This window comes from Ensifer sp. GW823-FHT05D09, assembly GCF_058795755.1.
Map to the genome: position 1 here is coordinate 86,229 of NZ_JBXAIA010000004.1, position 25,076 is coordinate 111,304.

Below are 25,076 nucleotides of genomic sequence, written 5' to 3' on the forward strand. Positions count from 1 at the left end.
CGCAGAACACTCAAGCTGACAAGGATGACTATGGCAACCGGTACTGTTAAATTCTTCAACCAGGACAAGGGTTTTGGTTTCATCACGCCCGATAACGGTGGACAGGACGTTTTTGTCCATGTCTCGGCGCTTGATGGCGCAACCTCACTGCGCGACGGCCAAAAGGTCAGCTACGAGCTTGGCCAGGACCGCAAGACCGGAAAATCGAAGGCCGAAAACGTTCGGTCAGCCTGAACATCGTATCCTACACCTCGGGAATTCGCTTCTTTACGTTCCCTACCTGCCCGGCCGCGCGAGCGGCCGGGCCTTGGGACACCTCTTCGCAGGTTCTCAATCTCGTAAGTAAAGGTTGGGCGGGCCTGACACGTCCCAGCCAACCGCATCAGTCTAGTGGCTGCGATGAATCGAAGTCGGGGACTAGGAAGCGTCCGTGCCTGGTGCTCCGGCGCGGTCGGCCCCGTTCCCGCCAGGGCTGAAAGCGGACATTGTTTCCGCTTCGCGCCCTTATAATGGTCGTCGCGCCGCCGGCCGCCGTTGTGGCAACGCGGTTCGCAGTTGCGCCAAGCCGCCATTCCGCCCCGTGCGAGTGATTAGATCACGAATTCCTCCTCATACGTCTGTGGCTCCGGAACGACCGTAACCTCCACCGGAACGATCCAATTGGCCGCGTAGCTCTCGCAGTCGGAACGCTGCAGGTCGGGCTGCACGCACCCCGCCCCATCGATCGCGCGACATCGCAGTTTATATGGCCCCACTTCTTCAGGGGTCCACGTGTACTCCCACAAGCGCCATGCAAAGGGACGCTCTGTTTCGAGAAGCTTTCCCTCGCGCCAACCCCTACCATCTCCGGTGCAGACCTCCACCTGCCGGATAGCAGCCTCGCCGCTCCAGGCGGCTCCGAAAATCCGATACGGTTGGCCGGCGATGAGACGCGCCCCCTGCACGGGTCGCGCGATCTGCGCTTTGACCTCCATCTCCGCGAGAGGGACCAGCCTGGGTTCCCCGAGGTTGCGCTCCCAACGGAAGTAGTCCCGCGCCTGCCAGTAGCCAAGGAACGGTTGTTCCAGAACCGTGATATGCGTGATCCACTTGACCCAAGCCATGCCGTACCAGCCACCCACGACCGCGCGTAGCGGGTAGCCGTGATCGCGCGTAAGCGGCTCCTCGTTCATCGAATAGGCAAGGATCGTGCTGTCCGCGATGGCCTTCTCAAGCGGTAAACTGCGGGCAAAAGCGATGGGGCCGGGAGAAGCCGTCTTCCTGTTCGTGTCGACGACGCCGCTGTCTGCGCCCACGAGCAGAACCTCACGTGCGGTTCGCTTAACGCCCGCCATTTCCAAAATCTCGCGCAGAAAAACGCCTGTCCACGTGGCGTTGCCGACGGCACCGTTCTGCCACTGCAACCCCTCCTTCGGGGGCACATAGTAGACGCGGCCGTTCCCTGCGCACTCGACGACGGCGGTAGAAGTCGTGCTCCGCATCGCCTTGATGCTGTCGAGGTCAAGTTCGATCGGCCGCTCCACCGCCCCGCCAACGTGTAATCTCCAGTCTCGCGCATCGAGGTCCGGCGCGGGGAAATGGTTTCGCACGAAGAACAGCCCCGTTGGGATCAGCCAATCGGAGAGCGATGCAAACGGAAACTCGGTGTTCTGTGGGGATTTCTGTCGAACGATCAGACTGGGTTGCTCTTGTGTCGACATAGTCCTGGTCTCCCCTTCCAAGAGCACACACAACGCGGCACTCGCTCGCGCGAATTCCGGTTCGATGACACCGCCCCTCGTAGTGCGTCTCGCGTTCCGCCTTCGGCCGCACTCTAGCACATACCGCGCGGTCCTCGGATCGACCTCGAACGGAACCAAAGGGCGCGAATGCTGCTATAGGCCCACGTCTCTTTTGCGCCCACTTGTCGTTCAAGCACTACCGCTGGCGAAGACCAGCAACCTATTGTTGGTAGGCATCTCGATCGTCTCGCGGAGAGTAAGTCCAACGGCCTCACCAACTTGTTCAAGATCAGCGATATCACGCACACCCCAAGATGGGTTGCGCTCCTTTAGAGCCGCATCGAAAGCAGCGTTCGAGGGGGCGTTGTGTGCCCCCTTGCACATGAATGGGCCGTAGAGAAGAAGAAGCCCACCAGCGTGAAGCAAACGGCCAGCTCCTGCGAACAATCCTAAGCTTGCCGCCCATGGCGCGATATGGATCATATTGATCGACACGATGGCGTCAAAATGCCCCGCTTGTTCGACGCCCCATTGTCCTGAGCACACATCAATATCCCGCGGTGCCAGCACATTCTTCAGCCCTGCGTATCTGATCCAGCTAGACGTGCTGGTGCGGGCGTCGGCATCCGGATCGCTCGGCTGCCAGGTGAGGTTGGGCATTGCTTCCGCAAAACACACGGCGTGCTCGCCGGTCCCGCATCCAATCTCCAGCACGGCGCCACCTGCAGGAAGGATACGTTTCAGGACCGCTAGGATCGGCGCCGAATTCCGCGCAGCGGAAGGTGAGAACATGCGCTGGTCGGCGCTTACGTCGCGCTGTTCCAGCGCAACAGGCGAACGGTCCTTCTGCTCTGGGGGCATTGGCCTTGAATCCCCTTTGGGCGATGTCCCCCATCTTATAACTGAAATGATGGGACTGAAACCAAGGAGTTCGGGCTAAAGAATGATGTCGTCAGCACGCGCGTACACCTCGGAGAATGTGACATTCTCGTGAAAGATGCATTCTGCATCGCCTGCTCCGGTCAACAAGGAATAACCGGTCCTAAGCGAACAGGTTGTCGAACGACCGGGATGGGTTTACCTTACCCGTCCTGATGACGGTGCCAACAAGTCCTATCGGGGGTTGGATCGACATGCTCGCCCAGGATGTGATGACGACAGTTGTCGTCAAGCTTTCACCAGACAACAGTGTCAGGCAAGCAGCACAGATCATGCTCGACAATCACGTTAGCGGTCTCCCGGTCGTTGACGATGACGGGCATTTGGTGGGCCTGATCACGGAAGGCGACCTGATCCGCCGGATTGAGCTTGGCGGCGGTGTGCCTGTTATAGATGCCTCCCTAACGACCGAAGTCAGGGCTAACGCCTATCTGCGGCGGTCGTCGTGGAGGGTTGGCGACGCGATGACCGCTGATCCCGTAACGGTCAATGAAGACGCGTCCGTTTCGCGGGTGGCGGCGCTGATGCAGGAACGCGGCATCAAGCGCATTCCCGTCCTTCGAAACGACGTTCTTGTCGGCATCATCAGCCGCGCCGATCTGTTGCAGGCAATCCTGTCAGCAAGACATGACGAGACCGCATTGGGCGACGATGCGATCCGCCGCAGCATTCTGGTGCGACTCGGAGAGAACACGGGCCTTGAAGGGCTGGATGTCACAGTCGCGGTCAGCGATGGCGTCGTGCACCTGTGGGGCAACGTCGAAGCACCCGAATGCCGAAGGGCCGCACGCATACTCGCAGAAAACATTCGCGGCGTCAGAGGCGTGGTCGAGCACTTCCCGGAACCGTATCCGCACTAGCACTGTACCTTCCCTTCCTATCCTCAATGCATCTTCGGGGTCTACCAAGCTGGAGGAACATGGAAATGGCAAAGACGATGAAAGCGGCTGTCGTACGGCAGTTTCGCGCTCCGCTCGTTATCGAGGAGATGACAGTTCCAACGCCCGCACCGGGGCAGATACTGGTCAAGTACGAAGCGACGGGCGTGTGCCATACGGATCTGCATGCGGCAAACGGCGACTGGCCGGTAAAGCCGTCGCCACCCTTCGTACCCGGGCACGAAGGTGTCGGCTTCGTCGCGGCCACAGGCACCGGCGTGAAGAGGGTCAAGGAGGGTGACAGGGTCGGCGTCCCCTGGCTGCACTCCGCGTGTGGCTATTGTCCCTATTGCAGAACCGGCTGGGAGACCCTTTGTGGCTCGCAGACCAACACCGGATACTCCGTCAACGGTACGTTTGCAGAGTTTGGATTGGCCGACCCTGATTTTGTCGGCAGCCTTCCTAGGAGCCTGGAATTCGGCGCTGCCGCGCCCGTCCTCTGCGCGGGGGTGACCGTCTACAAGGGGCTGAAAGAGACGGAAGTTCGCCCGGGCGAATGGGTGGCCGTCTCAGGCATCGGAGGGCTTGGCCACATGGCAGTGCAGTATGCCAAGGCCATGGGCATGAACGTTGTCGCCGCCGATATTTTTGAAGAGAAACTGGCCCTGGCCAAGCAGCTTGGCGCTGACATCACCGTCAACGGCAAGGCGGAGGATGCCATCGAGCAGGTAACGCGCGCCACGAATGGCGGCGTTCATGGGGTCCTTGTGACCGCGGTGTCTCCCATCGCCATGGAACAGGCCTTCGGCTTCCTGCGGTCGAAGGGAACAATGGCACTTGTCGGCCTGCCTCCGGGAATGATGTCTCTGCCTGTGTTCGAGACGGTGCTCAAGCGCATCACCGTGCGTGGATCGATCGTCGGCACCCGCCAGGACCTGGAGGAATCCCTGCTTTTTGCGGCGGAAGGAAAGGTGAAACCTCATTTTTCCTGGGAGAGCCTCGAGAACATCAACGACATCTTCCATCGGATGGAAGCAGGCAAGATCGACGGTCGCATCGTTCTGCGACTGCACTAACGCGTCACAGTCAGCCGAAAGTCCAAGCAAAGTCTTGTCGATCAGGAGGGTCAGATGGTCACGCCAGACACAGCATCGATGAACGAGGCAGCATCCGCAAAACCGGCAAAGCCACTAACGGCAGACGAACTTCGCCTGATGGATGCCTATTGGCGGGCCTCGAACTATCTTTCGGTCGGCCAGATCTATCTGCTCGACAATCCGCTCCTGAGGAAGCCCCTGAAGCGAGAAGACATAAAACCACGCCTGCTCGGCCACTGGGGGACTTCGCCCGGCCTCAACATGCTCTACGTGCATCTCAACCGGATCATCAAGCGCGACGATCTCAACATGATCTACGTGATCGGTCCGGGACATGGCGGGCCGTCACTTGTGGCCCATGCCTATCTGGAGGGGACTTACAGCGAGTTCTATCCCAACGTCAGCCAGGATAGCGAAGGCCTGCAGCGGCTCTTCAAGCAGTTCAGCTTTCCCGGCGGCATTCCGAGCCATGTGGCGCCGGAAACGCCGGGCAGCCTCCATGAGGGCGGCGAGCTCGGCTACGCGCTCAGCCATGCCTATGGCGCAGCTTTCGACAATCCCGACCTCATCGTTGCCTGTGTCGTCGGTGACGGCGAGGCCGAGACCGGTCCACTGGCGACGGGATGGCAAAGCAACAAGTTCCTGAACCCCGCTCGCGACGGCTGCGTCCTGCCGATCCTGCATCTGAATGGCTACAAGATCGCCAACCCGTGCTTCCTCGCCCGCATCCCGCATGACGAGCTCCGCAAATTCTTCGAAGGCATGGGCTACAAGCCATATTTCGTCGAAGGCGATGACCCGGCGAGCGTTCACCAGCAGCTGGCAGGCGTGCTCGACACGGCCATGGCCGAGATCCGGCTGATCTGGGATGACGCTCGAAAAAGAGGGAATGTGAAACGACCTGCCTGGCCGATGATCGTCTTCCGCACACCGAAGGGGTGGACCTGCCCGGAAGAAATCGACGGCAAGAAATGCGAGGGCTACTGGCGATCGCATCAGGTTCCGATGGGCGAGATGAGCAAGCCGGAACACATTCGAATCCTGGAACAATGGATGAAAAGCTATCGCCCGGACGAACTCTTCACCGACGAAGGGCGACTGAGGCCGGAACTTGCCGCGCTTGCACCCTCGGGACACCGCCGGATGAGCGACAACCCGCATGCCAACGGTGGCTTGCTGCTGCGCGATCTGAAGATGCCGGCCTTCCGCGACTATGGCGTCGATGTCCCGCAACCCGGCGCGACCACGGTGGAGGCCGCCCGCGTCATGGGCACGTTCCTAAGAGACGTGATGAAGGCCAACATGGACAGCCGCAACTTCCGCCTGTTCAGTCCCGACGAAAACAATTCCAACCGCTGGCAGGACGTGCTCGAGGTCACCAACCGGTGCTACATGGCCGAGATCTACCCCGAGGATGATCATCTCTCTCCGGATGGCCGTATCATGGAGGTGCTCAGCGAGCACCAGTGCCAGGGCTGGCTCGAAGGCTACCTGCTCACCGGGCGCCACGGGTTCTTCTCCTGCTACGAGGCCTTCATCCACATCATCGATTCGATGTTCAACCAGCATGCCAAGTGGCTGAAGGTCTGCAACGAGATCCCGTGGCGCCGGCCGGTGGCGTCGCTGAACTATTTCCTGAGCTCACATGTGTGGCGTCAGGATCACAACGGCTTCAGCCATCAGGACCCCGGCTTCATCGATCACGTCGTCAACAAGAAGGCAGAAGTCGTGCGTGTCTATCTGCCGCCGGATGCCAATACGCTGCTTTCCGTCACGGATCATTGCCTGCGCAGCCGCAATTACATCAACGTCGTCGTGGCGGGCAAGCAACCAGGGCCGCAATGGCTGACGATGGAACAGGCTGTGCGCCATTGCGCCATGGGCGTCAGCATCTGGGATTGGGCGAGCAACGACGAAGGCAGCGAGCCGGATGTCGTCATGGCCTGCTGCGGCGACGTCCCGACGCTCGAGACCTTGGCGGCGGTGCAATTACTGCGCGAGCACCTGCCGGAAGTGAAGGTGCGTGTCGTCAATGTCGTCAACCTGATGAAGCTACAGCCTGCCGAAGAGCACCCCCATGGCCTTTCAGACCGGGATTTCGATGGCATCTTCACCCGGAACAAGCCGATCATCTTTGCCTTCCATGGTTACCCATGGCTGATCCATCGCCTCACCTATCGCAGGACCAACCACGGCAACCTGCATGTGCGCGGCTACAAGGAGGAAGGCACGACAACGACGCCGTTCGACATGGTCGTCCTCAACGAGCTCGATCGTTTCCACCTGGTCAGCGATGTCATCGACCGCCTGCCGCAACTCGGCGCCCGCGCCGCCTATTTCAAGCAGGCCATTCAGGCCAAGCTGTTCGAGCACCGCGACTACATCGAGAAACATGGCGACGACATGCCGTCGATCACCGGCTGGAAATGGGGCGTCAAAGCTTCGGGACAAACAAAGGCATCGACGTCGACGGAAGGTGACAATGTCTAGTTTTGATTGAAGGGTCGGTTTGATGGTTCATCCGGTTGGCAAGAGTGGTGTCAGCGCAAGCCGCGAGGCAGGTGCGCTGCCGAATGTCTCCCTCCTGTCGAACGGTCGATACAGCGTCCTTCTTACGGAGGCCGGCTCTGGATATGGATCCTGGCGCGGCCTCGACATCACCCGTTGGCGAGAAGACGGTACGCGCGACTGTTGGGGCCAGTTTTGCTACATCCGAGACCTTGACAGCAACGAAGTCTGGACAATCGGGCGACAACCGATCCGTCATCCAGCGGCTGCCTACCAACATTCTTTTCACGTCGATCGCGCCGAATACCACTGTCATTACGGGGACATAGACATCCGGTGGGAGGTTTGCGTCGCGCCCGATTGCGATGCGGAGGTTCGCGTGCTCTTCCTGCGCAACACCGGAAGCAAAACGAAAAGGATCGAGCTGACAAGCTACTCCGAAATATGCCTCAACAGCCGACGCGCCGACAGCGCACACCCGGCATTTGCCAAGCTTTTCATTGAAACCCGCTTCGACACTGAGAAAACAGCATTGTTCGCGCGGCGCCGACCGCGCAGTGGGGCGGAGAAGCCGATCTGGGCGGTGCACGTATCGGCTTCAAGCGACGAAACCCATCGCAGGGTGGAGTACGACAGCGATCGATACAGATTTCTCGGCCGGCAGAGGGCACCGACAAATCCAGACGCCCTGGTGCCGGGAAAACACCTATCAGGTACGACTGGCCCCGTACTCGACCCTATTTTCAGCTTGCGCCGAGTGGTCGTTCTCGCTCCGGCCGAAATGCAACAGGTTGCGTTTACAACTGGGGCTGCGGAGGATGAGGAAACGGCAGCAACGATAGCAAAGCGGTTCGCCGACATCGGTGCCGCTCGTCGCGCCTTGTCTGACGCCACTGCCAGCCGCGCCGATGACGGCGGCCTTCCATCCCCCTCCCCCGAAGAGGCAACCCTCTACAATCGGCTGGCGGGGCAATTGTTGTTTTCGCACTCGGGCCCTCATGACATGACCGCTCAGGTGCATACCGATGACAGCAGCTTCCAGTTATCGGGCATCTCGGGACACTTCCCTATTCTGCTCCTGCGCATGGACAAACAGGGTGAATCCTCCCTGCTAGATACCGCCGTCAACGCCCACGCGTTCATCACCGGTCGCGGATTTCCCTTCGATCTTGCCATCCTCGACGAGACGGGGGCGAGTGCAATATTGCCACTGAGCACGAAGGCATCTGTCCATATGAAAGCGACGCTGGGCAAAGCCGGAGGTATCCATGTGCTGGACACCAACAACGTGGGGGATGCCATCGCGGCCAGGGCTCGTGCGGTACTATGTTGTGGTCGCGGGTCGCTTGCTGAGCAACTCGCTCCAGCGCCCGCGATCGCTTTGCCGATCTGGAAACCGACGAAAACGCCCCTTGCCGGCGTGGGTGCAAAACGTCGAGCGGGGCCAGACGGCCTGCACTTTTGGAATGGTCGCGGAGGTTTCTCGAAAGACGGGCGCGAATACGTAATCGCGACAGGCGGCGATCGCGCGACACCGATGCCGTGGTGCAACGTCATTGCCAATCCCGCATTCGGCTGCATGACGAGCGACAGCGGTCTTGGCTACACCTGGGCAGGCAACAGTCAGTTGAACAGACTGACGCCCTGGTCAAACGATCCGGTTTCAGATCAGCCCGGCGAAATTGTCTACTTGCGCGACGAGTCGACAGCGACGTTGTGGACGCCGACGACTTTGCCTCTCGGGCAGGCCTCAGCGACGACAGTGCGGCATGGGCAGGGTTACACGCGATACGAGAGCGATCTGGGGCTCCTTCATCATGAACTGACCGTCCATGTGCCGGTTGCAGCCACGGTCAAGATCGTCCGCCTCTCCTTGCGCAACGATGGAAGATATGCACGCAATCTCACCGCCACCTATTTCGTTGAATGGGTGCTCGGCATCTTGCGGGAAGACGGGCACGCTCTGATCGAATGTGAATTCGACATCGAAAGCAGTGCCATCGTCGCTGCGCGCCGCGGGGCGGGAGAATTTTCCGGAGACCTGGCATTTGTGGCATCGAGTGCGCCGGTGCGATCCTTCACATGCGACCGGCTCGGGTTTCTTGGCAGAGAGGGGTCAATTTCTCAGCCGGCGGGATTGGTAGGCCTGGAGCTCGACGGGCGCCTCGGATCCCCGCTCGACCCGTGCGCCGCCCTCATGGTCGACGTTTCAATCTCACCGGCATCAACCGTCGAACTGGTCTTCGTGCTGGGACAGGCAAAAGATCACGAAGAGATCCGCAGGCTCGTCCGAGAACACGCCGAACCGGGGAGTGCAAAGCGTTCGCTGGCAGAGGCTTCCCGCCAATGGGACCAGTTGCTGAACTCCGTCACGGTTCGTACGCCCGACAAGGCCTTTGACCTCATGATGAACCGCTGGCTGCTCTATCAGGTGCTGTCTTGCCGCATCTGGGCTCGAACAGGGTTCTACCAGTCCGGCGGCGCCTACGGATTTCGCGACCAACTCCAGGATGTCGCCGCCCTCGTCCATAGCGCGCCTGAAGAAACGCGCGCTCACATCCTTCGCGCGGCCGCCCGCCAGTTCACCGAAGGAGACGTTCAGCATTGGTGGCATCCACCATCGGGCGCGGGCGTGCGCACCCGCATGACCGACGATCTGTATTTTCTGCCATACGTCGTCCATCGTTACGTGACGATCTCTGGCGATTACAAGCTCCTGAACGAGCTGGTTCCTTTCATCGTATCCCCAACCCTTAATAACCAGGAGGAGGAACGCTTCGAGGTCCCCGGGGTCAGCCAAGAGCGCGGCACCGTCTATGATCACTGCTGCCGGGCGCTCGATCAAGGTTTGAGACTGGGCCGCCACGGGCTTCCACTCATGGGAACGGGCGACTGGAACGACGGCATGAACCGGGTCGGCGCCGAGGGCAAAGGTGAGAGTGTGTGGAACGGGTGGTTCTTCCTGACCGTGCTCGGATCATTTGCCGCGATCGCGAAAGTCATGGGAGACAAAGATCGGGTCGCCTGGTGTACTGGCGCAGCCGAGGCATTGCGCGTGTCGTTGGAGCGCCATGCCTGGGACGGATCCTGGTACCGCCGTGCCTACTTCGACGACGGCACTCCCCTTGGTTCATCCCTCAACGACGAATGCCAGATTGACGCCATACCTCAGGCGTGGGCGGTCATCTCGGGCGCCGCCGATACTGAACGCGCCTCTACGGCAATGCGAGCGGTTTGGGAAAGGCTCGTTCGCACCGAGAGCAAGCTAATTCAGCTTTTCGATCCGCCGTTTGACAAGGGCTCGCTGCAGCCTGGATACATAAAAGGTTATGTGCCCGGCATTCGGGAGAATGGCGGCCAATATACCCACGCAGCCACTTGGGTGGCCCTTGCAACCGCGTTGCTTGGGGACGGCGATCGCGCGTTTCAGCTCTGGAGCATGCTCAATCCCATCAACCATTCCCTTTCACCTGAAGACGCCGAGCGCTACATGGTCGAACCCTATGTTGTCAGCGCCGACGTGTACGGTGCACCGCCTCATACCGGCCGTGGCGGCTGGACGTGGTACACCGGATCGGCCGCCTGGATGTATCGTGTAGGGCTGGAAGCTATTCTCGGCATTCGCCGTCAGGGGAATCGGCTTTTCGTGAAACCGTGCATACCGACGGAATGGTCGACATACGAAGTCGACTTCCGACACGGGAGGTCGATTTACCGGATCAAGGTACGCAATGATGCCAAATCAGGACAGGGCTCCTATGCGCTGACCCTCGACGGCAAGAGTGTCGGTGATCTGAGTGTTCCACTCGTGGACGACGGACGAGATCACAACATACATCTCGTGGTTGGCTGACCATGTCGCAAGCGCAGTCGACAGATGAAGAACTGAGCCGGATACCGACCGAGCAGGATCTCGCCCGGCTGCAATTCACGACACTGCTCTATTATCTGCACTGCACCAACCCCGACAACGGGCTCGTTCGCGACAAGACGGAAGAAGACGCACCCGCAAGCATTGCCGCTATCGGCATGGCGCTTGCCACAATCCCCGTGCTTGTCGAGCGGGGCATTGTCATCCGCAAATTCGCGGCAAAAATTGCCCGCAGGCGACTGCAATTTCTCCTGGAATGTCCGCAGGGGCCGGAGCCTGACGCCACCGGCTACAAGGGTTTCTTCTATCATTTCCTCGATATCGATACTGGCCGGCGCGTTTGGGAATGCGAACTGTCGACGATCGACTCAGCGTTTCTTTTCGCAGGGGCACTGACGGTGGCCGCCTACTTCGACGCCGATGCGCCGGAAGAGGCGGAAATTCGTCGGCTGGGAAACGAACTTTATGAACGCGCCGACTGGAATTGGGCCCGCGATCACGGACTCACGCTGACCCATGGCTGGCGACCGGAAAACGGCTTTATTCCCTATCGCTGGCGCGGGTATGACGAAGGCCTGTTGCTCTACATCCTAGGCCTTGGATCGCCCACTCATCCGCTGCCACCGGAATCCTACTCCGCCTATACCGAGAGCTACGACTGGCGGAACCTCTATGGGCGGGAACTACTCTATTCGGGACCGCTGTTCACCCACCAGCTTTCGCATATGTGGATCGACTTCCGCGGCATCCGTGACGAATTCATGCGCGAACGTGACAGCGACTATTTCCAAAACAGCCGGCACGCGACCTACGTCCAACAGCAATATGCCATCCACAACCCGCTGAACTTCGCCGGATACGGCGAATTCTGCTGGGGCTTCACGGCTAGCGACGGACCAGGATGGGTCAAGCGCACCGTCGACGGCGTCGAAAGGGAATTCTTCGACTACCTTGCCCGCGGTGCACCCTTCGGACCGGACGACGGAACGGTGTCTCCATGGGCCGTCGTCGCATCGTTACCGTTTGCTCCGGAGATCGTCATTCCAACGGTTTGGAACTTTGCCCGCATGAATCTCGGCATGACGCGCCTCTACGGATTCAAACCGTCGTTCAACCGGAGCTATGCCGTGGAAGGTGCCGAGGCGGGATGGTGGGTCAGCCCCCACCACTTCGGCATCGACCAGGGGCCCGTGGTGCTGATGATCGAAAACTACAGGACCGGGCTGTTGTGGAATATCATGCGCCGATCAGAGCCCCTGGTGAGGGGGCTGCGCCGCGCCGGCTTTTCCGGCGGTTGGCTGTAAGCGCTCCGCGTCGTTCAATCCAGGGCCGGGAGCGGCCTTCTGATGAAAGGAAATCGCCATGAGGAAGGGCTTGTTCTCCAATCAAAGTGCCGGATTGTACAGACGGGATCTCCTGATTATTGCCGGAACTGCCGCTGCTGCGCTGTCCAGTTCCAGTCATGCAGCGCAAGCGGCGGCGAGCGAACATGCCGTCAGGATCGTGGAGATCAAGCCGGACGAGGACGTCTTTGCCTATGTCAGCAGGACCAAGGGCAGCTTCGATCAGAAGACCTATCAGCAGGTCATCGGCGCTGCGAACGAATTCAAGGAAGGCGACCAGACAATTGGAGTTGGCGCCGAAGACGACGCGACACGGCGCTATGCGCGCAGCCTTCTGACAAGGACGACAATCAGCAATCTCCATCAGCACCCATTGTTCGAGGACGATCTGCAGCGTTTGATTTGGGAGACGACCGACAAGGCCCAGTTCGAGCAGATCAAAGAGTGGACTTTGGGTGACCTGAAGGAATTTCTCCTCAAAGAGCCGGAGGAAAGCATCAAAGCCATCATGAACGGCCTCACCAGCGACGCGATCGGATGCGTGCCGAAACTGATGAGCAACGAAGAACTGATCACCGTCAGTCAGAAGATTTTCAACGTCATGCCGGGCACCAAGCTGGGGGCCAAGGGCTACATGGGTGCGCGTATCCAGCCGAATTCGCCAACCGACCACCCAGACGACATTATGTGGCAGGTCTTCGACGCATTTTCCTATGCAACGGGCGACATCGTCATCGGCACCAACCCGGTGGACAGCACTGTTGACAGCGTCGTCACGGTGGAGCGTGCGCTCAAGGACATCGTGGACACCTTTAAACTGGGCGATGTCATCCCGTGGTGCGTGCTTGCTCACATCGACGTCCAGAGCGAGGTGAGCGAAAGGTTCCCGGGAACGGTTTCCACGATGTTCCAGAGCCTCGCCGGAACGGATGACTGCAACAAGATCTTCGATATTACCAATGAGAAGATCCTCAAATACGCACAGGCGAAGGCCGGAGAGCGTTACGGTCTTTATTTTGAAACAGGGCAAGGTTCGGAATTCACCAACAGTGTCGCCAACGGTGTCGACATGGTGGTGCTTGAGTCTCGGAAGTATGGTTTCAGCCGAGCGGTCGGCATCGAACTCGCAAAGGTCCAACCCGAAGGTGCCTGGCTCCATGTCAATGATGTTGCCGGCTTTATTGGACCGGAGGTCTTCAAGAGCCGCGAACAACTCGTGCGGTGCTGTCTGGAGGACATGGTCATGGGTAAGCTCCATGGGCTGACCATCGGCCTCGATGTTTGCACCACGCTGCACATGACGGTGAGCCTGGACGATCTCGATTGGTGCCAGGACCAGATCATGCCCGCCAACCCCGCCTATCTGATTGCTTTGCCGACCAAGAACGACCCCATGCTGAGCTATCTCACGACTGCATTCCAGGATCATGTGCGCGTGAGGGACAAATTTGGCTTCAAGGTCAACGACGCGATGTGGGATTTCTACAAGCGCATCGGGGTCGTTGGCGAGGACGGGCGTTTCACCAGGTATTACGGAGATCCTCTGTGGGTCTATTACCAATATCGCCTCGCCAAGGGTGATGGCAGGCCCCAGGACGCGATCTACGATGAAGGTCGTGAGAAGGTCCGGGAAGTCGAAGCGAGGGGCGTCGACCTGGCCATGGGGCATGGGGAGAAGATCTGGGACCTCAATCCGGCTCTCGCCGCTAAAGTCAGGGGCCTTTATGACGACGCCAAAGTCTCTCTTTGGGCCGAACTTACACCGGGGTTTATCGCGGCCGTCCCCAACGTCGTTCCCGTTCGCACCCTTTCCAAGGATCGGAACGACTACATCGCGCACCCGACCACCGGTGAGACGCTGAGCCCGGAGTCGATTGGGGAGATTGAACGGATAAGGGCCTCCTGGGGAAACGATATGCCCAAGGGCCAGATCGTCATCTCCGACGGCCTTAACGCCAAGGCCATCATGGACGACGGGCATCTTGCACCTTACCTGGAGGAAGTGCGCAAGCTGCTTTCGGACGCCGGTGTCACCATGAGCGAAGACAACATCCTCGTGACCAGTGGAAGAGTGCGGGCCGGATATCGCATCGGCGAAACGCTCTTTGAGAAGTCGGACCCAGACAGTCTGAGGGGGATTCTCCATATTATCGGTGAGCGACCGGGCACAACGCACCACGCATACTCGGTCTACATCACGGTCGCCAAGGGCAAGCGATGGTCGCAGAAGGGTATCGACCACGATGCCACGAGACTTGTGAGCAATGTAGCTGACACCGCGCTGCACCCGCGAGACGCTGCCAGGGAAACCCTGACGATCATCAGGGAGATCGTTGGTAAACAGGTTAACAATAGCAGGAGATATGGGTAGGCAGCCGCCATCGCACGGCGCGCCGTGCGATCCGCAAAAGGTTGACGGGCAATGGCCCTGATTGGAGGTTTGGTGCCCGCTTTCTAGGGCCCCATCCTCGCAGCTGGCGTTTTCGCGAAGGAAAACGGCATGGAGACCCAGCAAGCGTCACTCAAAGTGACGGCGGCTCGCTTCTTGCGATCCGTGCGAATTCTATTGCGCTCCGAGGTAGGTGGGAGGGCGAAGCTGATGTTCGCCGGGCTCGTGGCATTGTTGTTCGGCTTGAACGGTCTCAATGTCGTCAACAACTATGTCGGCCGAAACTTCATGACCGCCATCGCGGAGCGCCAGACCGATGAGTTCGTCCGACAGGCGGTCTATTATATCTGCGTTTTCGCTATCCTTACCATTGTCGGAGTCATCGCCCGCTTCACCGAAGAGCGACTGGCCTTGCTTTGGCGTGAATTCCTCACGCGCCGCGCCGTGAACCTCTATCTTGAAGAGGGGACGTATTATCGCCTCGACATATCCGGGCAACTCGCTCATCCGGACCAGCGCATTGCCGAGGATATCCGCGCCTTCACCGTCACGACGCTTTCCTACGTCATCATGCTGTTCAGCAGCGCTTTGACGGTGGTGAGCTTCTCCGGCGTGCTCTGGTCCATAAGTCCCTTGCTGTTTGGCGTGGCCGTCCTCTACGCGGCATCCGGTTCCTACATGACGATCGTCCTGGGTCGACCGCTCATTGATCTGAACTACGACCGGCTCGACAAGGAGGCCAACTTCCGCTCCAGCCTCATTCACGTTCGTGAAAACGCCGAATCCGTTCTTGTGACGCGCGGCGAGGATCGGCAGAGAACCCGCTTGCTGCACCGCATTGACGATCTGGTCGCCAACATTCGCAGTATCATCGCCGTCAACCGGAACCTGGGCTTCTTCACCAACGGCTACAACTGGATGATCCAGATTATTCCGGACCTCATCATAGCCCCGGCCTTCATGCGAGGCGAAATCGAGTTTGGCGTCATCACCCAGGCGGGCGCAGCCTTTGCGATGCTCGTCGGCGCATTTTCATTGATCATTCGCCAGTTCAACTCGATCTCGAATTTTGCCGCAGTCGTTTCTCGTCTGAGTTCATTGCTGGAAGCGATTGAACGAACCCATACAAGCGATGAATCGCGCATTGAACTCGAAGAACAGAAGGGACAATTCGCATTTGAGCGGGTGACACTGCGGTTGCCGGATGGATCGCCTCTTCTGAATGACCTTTCGATAAGCATACCTGCTGGTAGCCGGGTGCTGGTTACGGGAGCCAGCCCGGCCGTCGGGGTAGCCTTGTTCAGGGCGGCTGCGGGGATCCCGGTGGCGGGAGCCGGTCGGATCATTCGACCGGGCCCGGAAGACCTCATGTTTCTCCCGCAGCGACCCTACCTGACGCCTGGCTCGCTGCGACAAATTCTGCTTCCTCCGGGGGAAGTCAGCGCGACCTCCGATGCCCGGCTCCGGCAGGTCCTGCGAGAACTTGGCTTGGAGGAACTCGCCGGCGATGTCGAAGGGCTGGGCAAAGAACAAAATAGAGAAATCTCGCTGGGCGACCAACAGCTCCTGGCCATCGCCAAGGTCCTCCTGTCGAAACCACAGTTCGTCTTTATGGATCGCGTCGAGTCAATGCTGCGGCAAGACCAGTTCGACAGGGTGCTGCATCTCTTTTCCGCAAAGTCGATCACGTGCGTCAACAACGGTGAACGATCCAATAAACGCAACCTCTACGACGCCGTGCTGGAATGCCACGAGGACGGTCAGTGGGCTTGGAAAGCCATCCGCTTGTGACCACCGGCAGTCCCAGCAAGGGGCAGCTACTGCGCATACGCCAACCGCGCCGACTATCGACGGAGCGGCCGACAGCAGTTACCGAGACCGATGGATCGGCCGGCTCTTACCTGACTTGACCCGGTTTCTTAGCGGCCCCGACCGCCTCCGCCACGCCCGCCGCCGCCACCCCGGAAGGCTGCCCCACCACCACGCCCACCACCGCCACCACTGAAGGCTGGTCCGCCTCCGCGACCGCCGCCCCCTTGGAAACCTCCGCGGTTGCCGCCCTGAAAACCGCCGCCGCGATAGCTGCCGCGGTCAAAGTTCTGGAAGTTGCCGCCAGGCTGCTGATAGAGCCGGCCATAGTTGCGGCTCAGCTCGTTCTGGTTGCCAAATTGTCGTCCGGCCCGATCAAATGAAAGATGATCCGGTGCCCGTTGCCGAACCTGCTGATTGCGGCGTGGCGCGGGCCTCGTCTCAGCCCGGTTCTGGATGCGTTGCGCCGCTTGCGGCCGGTTGGATGCTGCGCGCTGAGCGGCGTTGCGAACGCTTTCTGCGTCAGGCCGCTGAACGGGCTGCCAACCGTCCGGTGAGTGCTTCTGCCATTGCCCGTCCTGGCGGCGATAGACGTTGCCGTCGCGGCCGGCATAGACGTCACCACCCTTGCTACCGACGATGAAGCCTTTTTCGCCTTCGGTGTTGCGCCAGCGCAGACCGCCAGCACTCCCGGTCGTTCCTCCGCTTATGCGCGCGAATTCGCCGCCGTGCTTGACGGACACACTGCCCCACGAACCGTAGACATTCTGTCCGCCACGCGCGACCATGGCGTTGCCGGTGCTTGGATTGTAGGCGGAGATAAAGCCTCGTTCGCCACCAGGTCCTGCCACCGCGCCGGCACGGAACCGGGTTCCAGTCACTGGATTATAAGCCGCACCAAACGCCAAACCTCTTTCGGGGCCGTAGGCGTAACCGTAGCGTCCAAACGTTCCGTAAGCCGGATTGTAGGAAGCGCCGAAGCCGTAGCTTATCGGAGGCGGGTAATAGGGCCAATCGTCGTCGTAGTAGTCCCAATAGGGCGGATAATACCATCCCGACCCCCAAACGACCGTGTCCCAGGCGAGATAAGTATAGAGATAGCCGAGAGTGTACCCGTACCAGATGGCGTCGGGCTCGGTGTCATAGACCCGGACATAGGTCGCGTTATAGAACGGAGACGATGATGGGATCGTATAGATCTCGTCCGCAACGGAGCGCGCAACGGCAAACGGACCGGTCGGTGTGTCACCGACGAACCAGATGCCATCCTTGAGGACGAAGTATTTGTCCGCAACCTTGATGACCTGCTCATTCGCATTGACGGCATAAAACAAGGACGTGCCTTCAATCGCTTCGAATTTCGGCTCGCCATTATAGCGTACATTGACCTTCAATGACCCATCGGTGGAAACGCGCGCGAGCTTCGGAATGCTTGCCCTCAGGCGCGCCATCGCGCTCTCGGACGTGCCAGGTATCGAGGCGCGCACTGCCGAATAGGACGCGTCGTCCGGTATGTTCCGGAAATCGTCCGGCAGGTCTGGAGTAGCAAAGGTCCAGGGTCCTTTGAGCGATGCCGATGAAAACCATCTGCCAGAGATAAGGGTGTACCAGTTCTTGCTGCTACGATGGAAGAAGACCGAACTGGTGGTATTGGAGACCCAGTCAAGTCCGGTACCCGCCACCGGTTCGAGCACAGGCTTTCCTTCAAATAGCAAAAGCTCCGCGGGTTTCTGGGAATAGAAAACCTTCGGGATCCCGTCCTCGTTGAAGCGTGTTGGTGGGAGCGAGGTCTTTACCTCTTTCCAGTTTTCGCTCTCGGGAAGTTTGGAAAACACATCCGGAACCGTTTCCGTCGCAACCCAATCTGCCTCCAATGTCTTTGAGGTGAGCCAGTTCTTGTCGCTTCGCAAAAAGTAGTCGCCCGACTGATCCACCTTGAAGAGATCCCAGTTCGTATTGACCACGAACGATAGGCCGTCAACACCCTTGACGGGAGCCAGGACGACCGCACCGTCAGTCTGCAACAGGATCGCCGGTGTCTCACTGATAAAGATTGGCGGCGGGTCGGACTTGATATCCGGCACGTCTGCGAGCCGCTCGAAATCGCCAAGGCTCGCTGCCAGGCGCTGCTGCGACACCACGATTGGCTCGGTCGGAATAAGCTTTCCGACATCGAGTGCGAGATCTGCAAGTTGCTTGCGGTCCAGTGCGGAGAATTCGAGCCGTGTCGCTTTCATATCTGTCAGCGTGACGTTTTCATTCGCATCGTCAGCCACGGTCTTGGCTGAAAGCCCGATGACCCCGTAGACCGGCTTCGCGTCGGCGGAGGATTTCAGTTCGGTCGCGAGCAGCGCCTCGAGCTCCCGGAAACCTTTCCACGAGGTTATCTGCGGCTGAAACAGCGTGATCGTCGCACCCGTGTCGGTGGTAAAGACCCGCGGCCACGCTGGGGCCGTGGAGTCGGACTGATTGAGATACTTCCCCGCAACAAAACCGTTGGTGCCAGAATAGCCGACGGCGCACCAGGAGGCTTCCGCATCGCACTCCTTGATATCGACCTCATCGCCCTGAGGAAGAACGCGCATCGATTGAAATCCGGTGCCCGGACCAACCCTGAAATTCACGTTTGCCGTGAGGATCGCGGGATCCGCAAACGCAGAGGAAGAGAAGAACGAAGCGATTGTTAGATACGAGAGTATCTTACGCATGATCACACTCCTTAATCGGTGTGCGAGGGTCTCAAGCCCTCTCCGCGATTAGCCCCACGGAAAGCGGCCGGTAGGTCAGGCGCGCATCGAGCTGGCAACTGGCTCCACCCCTCCACTTTAGGATAATTGCATATTCGATGCCGAGTGCAACTGGGCCAACCGGCATCATCCAACCAAGCCGCGCCAAGGCGGGTATCATTACAGTCGATACATTATGCGATCCCAGACGTACAAACCGGAAACAAACCCGGCACCGGATCGTCATACCGTGCCTGACAGTGTCTGAATTCCGTATTGCACAATCCTGTCGCAACTGGTTCAAACTATCCGGCGGACGTCGCTCCCCGGCGCTGATCATCTGATGATACACCTGAGGCCTGCGTTTCGCTCAAGCTTGCGATCGAGGACTTCTCCGCCCTCCGCTACGTGCGGGACCAGATTGTCGAACACGGTATGTTCACAGAACTCGACCTCCTCGCTGATCCCGACGAACCGCGTGACCTCTACGGCATGCTGCTTCGCTGCGAGAAGAAGCTCGAAGCGGCATAGACTGACGCGAAGCAATCACGTTCCCCGGTTTGTCGACGGTCAAACCGGGGAACGTCAGTAGGCTCTAAGCAGCCTGATAGAGGCCAATTGAGCGCCTTGATGGGATACGAACCAGTCGCTGCCCAATAGTTAATTAAGCGAGCACGTTAATTAACGAAAATGCTATTTCATTTATTAAGATGCATTCGGTCCGTGCTGTGGATGGTTCCGGCGGTACGGGTAAACCCGGCGAAGCAATCTCAACCTGCCTGGCATCGCGCCGTGATGTTGCAAGTCGGAACCGAGCCTGAGCTTGCCACAAGCGCCCTACGGGCATGCACCACGCCCGGCATTTTCACCCGATCGTTTTGCGCGCGTGATTGTCCGTCTAATGCGATGGCCAGCGCAAGCCATTGAGTGTGATCGCATCAAGCGAGCAATCGAAAGATGTGGAAAGCGCCGCCATCGCATTGTTCTTCGAAAGTCGGAATGGAATGTTTCGCAGCAAGCGCCAAAAGCTCCGATTCGCGCGATGAAGCGAATTTCCGAGGTCAATCTGTTGTCTTGCCGTGAATTGAGAGGCGCCAACCTCGCAACAATATCACGTGCCCAGATCTGGACAGTCACCACATAAGTTACAGGAGGAATTTATATTGGCCACCGCGACGTTTCAGCCGAATACTACAGGGTCCGTTGGATTCAATCCACAAATGGCAGCACTTTCCATTTGCGCGCTTTCAGCCATGGCAGCGATATTCTACCTGGGACCTCCCCTGAATTTGCCGTGGAGTGAACCCGCCGTGGAATTCACGTCTGAGGCCGACCCTTCAAAAGGCACGGTTGCCGCAAGCCCGCCGAAGTTCGAGATTGTATACAGCGACGGTGATCGCGGGCTGATGGTCTATGGCGGTTATGTCTATGTCGTGCGACTCGGTGACAAGCTGCCGGATGGCCGTCGCGCGATAGGGTTCGAAAAGCAGGAAGGAAGTTGGTCCGCAATGACACTGTAGGAGGCGTTTCAGGTGCGGGCTCTGTGGATGTTAACGGAACGTTAACGCTCGCATAAGACGCACGGGTCCTGCCCTCCCCGGTGCCATTGCCTGTCATGGCGAACTGGCGCAACCCTTTCGTTAAGGACTTGTAAACCAGTGTTTTTGGGTGGTGCATGATGATGAACGAAACGTTGTACAATGGCTTGCCGGAAATCGAGCATGCCCCTATCCCGCAAGAGAGCGCGCCGATCGGCGAGTATGCCGTCCAGGGCATACCCCTCGTCATCGAGGCCGTCCTCGGCCGTTCGAGATTGACCGTGGCGCAGCTTTCCAAACTGCATCGCGACGATCACATCGATCTCGACGCCAATTTCGGAGACCCGGTGGACCTCAAGGTCAACGGCACGGTCATTGGCCGGGGCGAGATCGTTTTCAACGAATCCAAGACCGCCATCGGCGTCAAGATCGTAGAGATTTCTCACGGCAGGCGCCGGTAACTGACACCAGCCGCTTTCGGCCCGAAAACCTGCCAAGCCCGAATTGCTACTTCTGGTTGTCATGGCGGCATTTGCGGCTGCACTGGAAGGGTACGTCAAATGGGCAAGGGTAGCCCTGCCGGCCTTCTATCGGCGTCGCTCAGGCGGGCACCTCAGTGAGGCACTGCCCGCCGGACGGCATAAGGATCAAGATCTTCGACGTGCGGCTTGAAAAGCGAAGAGAGCGCCGCACGCTGTCCGCACGGCTGCTCGATTGATTGCTCCCGGTGGCCGGCTATTCGGTCCTATCGCAGCGGCAAGGCCACCGGGCGGATCGGCGCCGCGTCGGCCCCGCGGAACTTCAACGAGGCGCCGACAAAGGCGAATTCGTAGACGCGATCTTTCGACAGCCCTTCCAGGTTGACGAGTTCGATGATCGGCGCACCCTGTTGTGCGAGCAGATAGGTGTGCACAGGAACGTAGTTGTTCGCCGTTTCGGCAGGAAACGCCTCGAAGCTGAGATTGTCGGCGCCCACCACCATCGCACCACCGACTTCAACCAGGAACCTGGCCGCGTCGATGCTCAGCCCCGGAGGATTGCTCATATAGGTGGAGGCGTTCTCGTAGAATTGCATGCGGCCGGTGCGGATCAAAACCACGTCACCCTGTTGCAGCTTCACACCTTGACTGTCGAGCGCCTCCTGCAGGTCCTGGCGTGTCACCCGGTAATTATCCGGCAGCATCTGCATACCCTTGGCTGCCGCGACATCGATCATGACGCCACGCGCGATGATCGGCGGCAGCTTTTCAGCGCCTGTGACGGTCCAGCCCTGGTCGCCCAGATGATCGATTGCTGCATAGCCGTTCCAGATCTTGCCGTTCAGACCGAAGTGGTTGAGCGCATCGATATGGGTTCCCATATGGGCATACATCGACACGGCCGAGCCGGTGTAGCTGACGTAGTCATTCATTTCCTTGCCGACTTTCATCGGATCGGAAACCGCGGTGCCATGCGGCGTGTGGGTCATCCACATCTGGTAAGGCGGGTCGCCCGCCGCCTCCCAGCTTGGCATGCCGATGAAATACTCGACAGCGAGATCGTAGGACCTGCCGCCGTCGACGCGCGCCAGGATGGCGGCACGGGATTCCGGTGTGATCAGGTTGAGGCGCCCGATTTCATCCTTCGGGCCCCATGGGCTCTTGCCAACTTCCTGCGCGATGGCCGCGCTGCCGAGGAGACCGGCGATGAGGGAGGCGGCCAAAGCGCGGTTGATAATTCTGGTGTCGAACATGATGAACTCCTTATTCTCGCTTGCCCAGGTATCGGGAAGCTGAGTTCACCCTATTGGTAGCTTCGAAGCGAATAATCTGCCATAATCTGAAAACATAATTTACAATGGAGAAAATATGGATCTGCTGGCAGCCATGCGCTCGTTCCGTCGCGTCGTCGAGTTGCAGAGCTTCAGCAAAGCTGCTGAAGAGCAGGGACAATCGAATGCGTCGATCAGCAAGCAGATCCGACAGCTGGAGACCCGTCTGGGCACGGTACTGATCGTTCGCACGACACGTCGCATGAGCCTCTCGGAAAACGGGCGCAGCTACTTCGCGGAATGTTGCCGGCTGCTCGATGAGCTAGACCACCTGGAGCGCACGACGTCTGGGGAGGCCGGCGAAATCAATGGCCGGCTTCGTATCAATGCACCATTGTCCTTCGGACTGACCGTTCTGGCGCCGATGCTCGCCCGCTTCATGATGCATCATCCGAAGCTGAAGGTTGACATGACGCTTGATGATCACCTCCTTGACGTCGTCTCAGAGGGGTTCGACGTCTCAATTCGCGTGCGCGCAGCGCTCACGGATTCATCGCTGATCGCCAAGCGGCTGGGAGACGTCGAACAATTCATCTGCGCAGCCCCCGCCTATCTCTCGGCGAGCGGCACACCGACAGTTGTCGGCGATCTCAAGAACCACCATTGCCTGGCGTACCGCCTCGCCGACCAACCCGGCAGCTGGGTGCTGGAAGGTCCCGATGGCGCCACGAGCATAGACGTGCCCGCACGCTTCGTGGCCGACAATAGCCTGATGCTGTGCGAGATGATCCAGTCCGGCATCGGCATTGGCGTCCTGCCATCCTTTATCGCCAACCCGTTTCTCGGGAACGGCAAGCTCCTGCGGATCTTGCCACAGCACAAGCTGGCCCGGCGTAGCATCTTCGCTGTCTACCCCACCAACCGCCTGCTTCTGCCCAAAGTGAAGCTCTTCACCGATTTTCTCGCAAGCGAGCTTCGGCAAGCAGGGTTCTAACCGTATTTGCCCGCCTAACGACGCGCGCGTTCCCAGCCACCGGCTAAGCACAACCCGTCGCGGGTGAGCCACGAGATTGCCTGTCGCGCGCCCGACATCTGTCGATCACGCAATTTTGCGTCGCAGCGCCTCGCCTGCGCCGTGCTTCGGTCGATAATGAGCAGAAACCAACCGAAAGATCGGCGATGCATGGCGCGATGTTGAGGCTATTGCAAACTGCGCTGCTGCTGGTGCTCATGCCTGCAGGCGTACCAGCGGCCGAGCTACCACGATCGGGCAACCTGGTGTTCGACCGCGTCATCGCGCTGGTGAACTCCGAGTTTCACGACGAAAGCGCGCTGGACCGCTTCAACGAAACGGCTAAGAAAGAGATCGAAGACGTGGGGCAGGCACTGCCTCCACACGCCTCGACCGCACGCGTGGATGCAGCCATCGACGGAGCACTTGCGAGCCTGCAGGCCTCACACAACGGCCGCTTCAAACCGGACACGATCGCCTATTTCGAGTTAAGCGACATCTTTCGCTTCGCGATCCGCAACGACCTGTCGCGGTTGTTTCCGCCCGAAGGAGAGGTCAGTTATCCCGGCATCGGCCTGGTAACGCGCATGATAGGCGACAAGCGGTTCGTGAGCGATGTCTATGACGGTTCACCGGCCGCAAAGGCTGGAGTGATGATGGGCGATGAGATCCTTTCCGTCGATGGCTTGCCTTATCGTGAGATCGGCTCTTTTCAGGGAAAGGTCGGGCAGTCGGTCGATATTCGCCTGCGCCGCAAGGCCGATGTGGCGCCGACAAATGTCAAAGTCGCTGTCGAACGGCTGCGGCCGCTGCCGACGTTCGAAAAAGCGATTGAGAACAGTATCGCCGTGCGCGAACACGGCGGGAGAAAGATCGGCTATGTCCGTTTCTGGACCTTGTCGACGCGTGACGGGCTGGACATCGTCGCCAGCGAGCTTTCCGACGGCCGCCTGAGTGGTGTCGACGGCGTGGTCGTGGATCTTCGCGGGCGCTGGGGCGGCGGTGCTGCGGATGCGGCCGAACTCTTCGTCGGCGACACGCCATCGTTCCGGTTGATCCCGCGGCATGGGCGGGCCACGCTCGCGAATGTTCGCTGGCGCGGTCCGGTGGTCGCGTTGATCGACGAGGGAACGCGCAGCGGCCTTGAGCTTTTTGCCTATGCCTTGCGGATCAATAGCATTCCGCTTGTGGGCCAGCGCACCGCCGGCGCCCTGTTGGCGGGCCGCGCCTACATTCTGCCCGATGACAGCCTGCTGGAAATTGCCGTTTCGGATGCAGTGATCGACGACAATGTCCGCCTCGAAGGAAACGGGATAACTCCGGACATTCCTGTCGACCTACCGCTTGCCTATGCCGCCGGCCGCGATCCGCAACGGGAAGCCGCGGTCTCGGAAATGCTTCGCCTTCTTGCCGACGGCAACTCGGACCGCATCGTCATGCCAGGTGGACCGCCGCTAACACCGTGATGACGGGCATCATACTCGCCTTTTGCGCA

16 protein-coding genes and 1 pseudogene are annotated in these 25,076 nt (G+C 59.4%); 13 read left to right on the forward strand and 4 right to left on the reverse strand.

Annotated features, from left to right (window positions below; all coding sequences use genetic code 11):
• Positions 1 to 30: 30 nt before the first annotated feature.
• Positions 31 to 234: a cold-shock protein gene (locus AC1Q80_RS14620; RefSeq protein ID WP_173422118.1), complete on the forward strand. Its 204-nt coding sequence runs from the start codon at positions 31 to 33 to the stop codon at positions 232 to 234.
• A 356-nt stretch (positions 235 to 590) separates the two neighbouring features.
• Here AC1Q80_RS14620 and AC1Q80_RS14625 read toward each other — a convergent pair whose 3' ends face one another.
• Together AC1Q80_RS14625 and AC1Q80_RS14630 are read right to left on the reverse strand one after the other, a co-directional pair.
• Positions 591 to 1,700 (reverse strand): sulfite oxidase, encoded by a 1,110-nt coding sequence (locus AC1Q80_RS14625; protein ID WP_492360870.1) that lies wholly within the window; start codon positions 1,698 to 1,700, stop codon positions 591 to 593.
• Positions 1,701 to 1,910: 210 nt separating this feature from the next.
• Complete coding sequence (locus AC1Q80_RS14630) at positions 1,911 to 2,582, reverse strand: DUF938 domain-containing protein (RefSeq protein WP_492360871.1); 672 nt, start codon at positions 2,580 to 2,582, stop codon at positions 1,911 to 1,913.
• Between the two features lie 272 nt (positions 2,583 to 2,854).
• On the opposite strand from AC1Q80_RS14630, the gene AC1Q80_RS14635 reads away from it, so the two are divergent.
• The 7 genes from AC1Q80_RS14635 (at position 2,855) to AC1Q80_RS14665 (ending at position 16,537) form a co-directional block, all read left to right on the forward strand.
• Entirely contained in the window at positions 2,855 to 3,520 is a 666-nt protein-coding gene (locus tag AC1Q80_RS14635) for a CBS domain-containing protein (protein WP_492361074.1), read from the forward strand.
• Between the two features lie 65 nt (positions 3,521 to 3,585).
• A complete protein-coding gene (gene adhP, locus AC1Q80_RS14640) occupies positions 3,586 to 4,614 on the forward strand; it encodes an alcohol dehydrogenase AdhP (RefSeq protein ID WP_492360872.1) in 1,029 nt (342 codons plus the stop codon).
• 54 nt (positions 4,615 to 4,668) lie between these two features.
• Positions 4,669 to 7,125, forward strand: coding sequence for a phosphoketolase family protein (locus AC1Q80_RS14645; RefSeq protein WP_492360873.1), 2,457 nt, complete (start codon positions 4,669 to 4,671; stop codon positions 7,123 to 7,125).
• Positions 7,126 to 7,147: 22 nt separating this feature from the next.
• Positions 7,148 to 10,996: a GH36-type glycosyl hydrolase domain-containing protein gene (locus AC1Q80_RS14650; protein ID WP_492360874.1), complete on the forward strand. Its 3,849-nt coding sequence runs from the start codon at positions 7,148 to 7,150 to the stop codon at positions 10,994 to 10,996.
• A gap of 2 nt (positions 10,997 to 10,998) precedes the next feature.
• Positions 10,999 to 12,318, forward strand: coding sequence for a glucoamylase family protein (locus tag AC1Q80_RS14655; protein ID WP_492360875.1), 1,320 nt, complete (start codon positions 10,999 to 11,001; stop codon positions 12,316 to 12,318).
• A gap of 58 nt (positions 12,319 to 12,376) precedes the next feature.
• Complete coding sequence (locus AC1Q80_RS14660) at positions 12,377 to 14,728, forward strand: ethanolamine ammonia-lyase (protein ID WP_492360876.1); 2,352 nt, start codon at positions 12,377 to 12,379, stop codon at positions 14,726 to 14,728.
• A 129-nt stretch (positions 14,729 to 14,857) separates the two neighbouring features.
• On the forward strand, positions 14,858 to 16,537 hold the full coding sequence (locus AC1Q80_RS14665) for an ABC transporter ATP-binding protein/permease (RefSeq protein ID WP_492360877.1): 1,680 nt from the start codon (positions 14,858 to 14,860) through the stop codon (positions 16,535 to 16,537).
• 128 nt (positions 16,538 to 16,665) lie between these two features.
• On the opposite strand, the gene AC1Q80_RS14670 is transcribed toward AC1Q80_RS14665, so the two are convergent.
• Positions 16,666 to 19,263 (reverse strand): SH3 domain-containing protein, encoded by a 2,598-nt coding sequence (locus AC1Q80_RS14670; RefSeq protein WP_492361075.1) that lies wholly within the window; start codon positions 19,261 to 19,263, stop codon positions 16,666 to 16,668.
• Between the two features lie 384 nt (positions 19,264 to 19,647).
• Here AC1Q80_RS14670 and AC1Q80_RS14675 point away from each other — a divergent pair.
• The 3 genes and pseudogenes from AC1Q80_RS14675 to AC1Q80_RS14685 form a co-directional block, all read left to right on the forward strand.
• Positions 19,648 to 19,812, forward strand: a pseudogene (locus AC1Q80_RS14675) (ornithine cyclodeaminase); the annotation flags it as partial.
• Between the two features lie 632 nt (positions 19,813 to 20,444).
• Positions 20,445 to 20,801: a hypothetical protein gene (locus tag AC1Q80_RS14680; protein ID WP_492360878.1), complete on the forward strand. Its 357-nt coding sequence runs from the start codon at positions 20,445 to 20,447 to the stop codon at positions 20,799 to 20,801.
• Positions 20,802 to 20,956: 155 nt separating this feature from the next.
• A complete protein-coding gene (locus tag AC1Q80_RS14685; protein ID WP_492360879.1) occupies positions 20,957 to 21,280 on the forward strand; it encodes a FliM/FliN family flagellar motor switch protein in 324 nt (107 codons plus the stop codon).
• 284 nt (positions 21,281 to 21,564) lie between these two features.
• On the opposite strand, the gene AC1Q80_RS14690 is transcribed toward AC1Q80_RS14685, so the two are convergent.
• Positions 21,565 to 22,551 carry a cyclase family protein gene (locus tag AC1Q80_RS14690; RefSeq protein WP_492360880.1) on the reverse strand — a complete coding sequence of 329 codons (987 nt, stop codon included), beginning with the start codon at positions 22,549 to 22,551 and terminating at the stop codon, positions 21,565 to 21,567.
• Positions 22,552 to 22,666: 115 nt separating this feature from the next.
• Here AC1Q80_RS14690 and AC1Q80_RS14695 point away from each other — a divergent pair, with 115 nt between their 5' ends.
• Complete coding sequence (locus AC1Q80_RS14695; RefSeq protein WP_173422129.1) at positions 22,667 to 23,563, forward strand: LysR family transcriptional regulator; 897 nt, start codon at positions 22,667 to 22,669, stop codon at positions 23,561 to 23,563.
• Between the two features lie 185 nt (positions 23,564 to 23,748).
• Positions 23,749 to 25,047, forward strand: a complete 1,299-nt coding sequence (locus tag AC1Q80_RS14700) for a S41 family peptidase (protein ID WP_492360881.1) — start codon at positions 23,749 to 23,751, stop codon at positions 25,045 to 25,047.
• Positions 25,048 to 25,076: the final 29 nt, after the last annotated feature.

Coding starts and splice junctions, on each gene's coding strand:
- AC1Q80_RS14620 (WP_173422118.1), top strand. CDS start 31: ATGGCAACCGGTACTGTTAAATTCTTCAACCAGGACAAGGGTTTTGGT.
- AC1Q80_RS14625 (WP_492360870.1), bottom strand. CDS start 1,700: ATGTCGACACAAGAGCAACCCAGTCTGATCGTTCGACAGAAATCCCCA.
- AC1Q80_RS14630 (WP_492360871.1), bottom strand. CDS start 2,582: ATGCCCCCAGAGCAGAAGGACCGTTCGCCTGTTGCGCTGGAACAGCGC.
- AC1Q80_RS14635 (WP_492361074.1), top strand. CDS start 2,855: ATGCTCGCCCAGGATGTGATGACGACAGTTGTCGTCAAGCTTTCACCA.
- adhP (WP_492360872.1), top strand. CDS start 3,586: ATGGCAAAGACGATGAAAGCGGCTGTCGTACGGCAGTTTCGCGCTCCG.
- AC1Q80_RS14645 (WP_492360873.1), top strand. CDS start 4,669: ATGGTCACGCCAGACACAGCATCGATGAACGAGGCAGCATCCGCAAAA.
- AC1Q80_RS14650 (WP_492360874.1), top strand. CDS start 7,148: ATGGTTCATCCGGTTGGCAAGAGTGGTGTCAGCGCAAGCCGCGAGGCA.
- AC1Q80_RS14655 (WP_492360875.1), top strand. CDS start 10,999: ATGTCGCAAGCGCAGTCGACAGATGAAGAACTGAGCCGGATACCGACC.
- AC1Q80_RS14660 (WP_492360876.1), top strand. CDS start 12,377: ATGAGGAAGGGCTTGTTCTCCAATCAAAGTGCCGGATTGTACAGACGG.
- AC1Q80_RS14665 (WP_492360877.1), top strand. CDS start 14,858: ATGGAGACCCAGCAAGCGTCACTCAAAGTGACGGCGGCTCGCTTCTTG.
- AC1Q80_RS14670 (WP_492361075.1), bottom strand. CDS start 19,263: ATGCGTAAGATACTCTCGTATCTAACAATCGCTTCGTTCTTCTCTTCC.
- AC1Q80_RS14685 (WP_492360879.1), top strand. CDS start 20,957: ATGATGATGAACGAAACGTTGTACAATGGCTTGCCGGAAATCGAGCAT.
- AC1Q80_RS14690 (WP_492360880.1), bottom strand. CDS start 22,551: ATGTTCGACACCAGAATTATCAACCGCGCTTTGGCCGCCTCCCTCATC.
- AC1Q80_RS14695 (WP_173422129.1), top strand. CDS start 22,667: ATGGATCTGCTGGCAGCCATGCGCTCGTTCCGTCGCGTCGTCGAGTTG.
- AC1Q80_RS14700 (WP_492360881.1), top strand. CDS start 23,749: ATGCATGGCGCGATGTTGAGGCTATTGCAAACTGCGCTGCTGCTGGTG.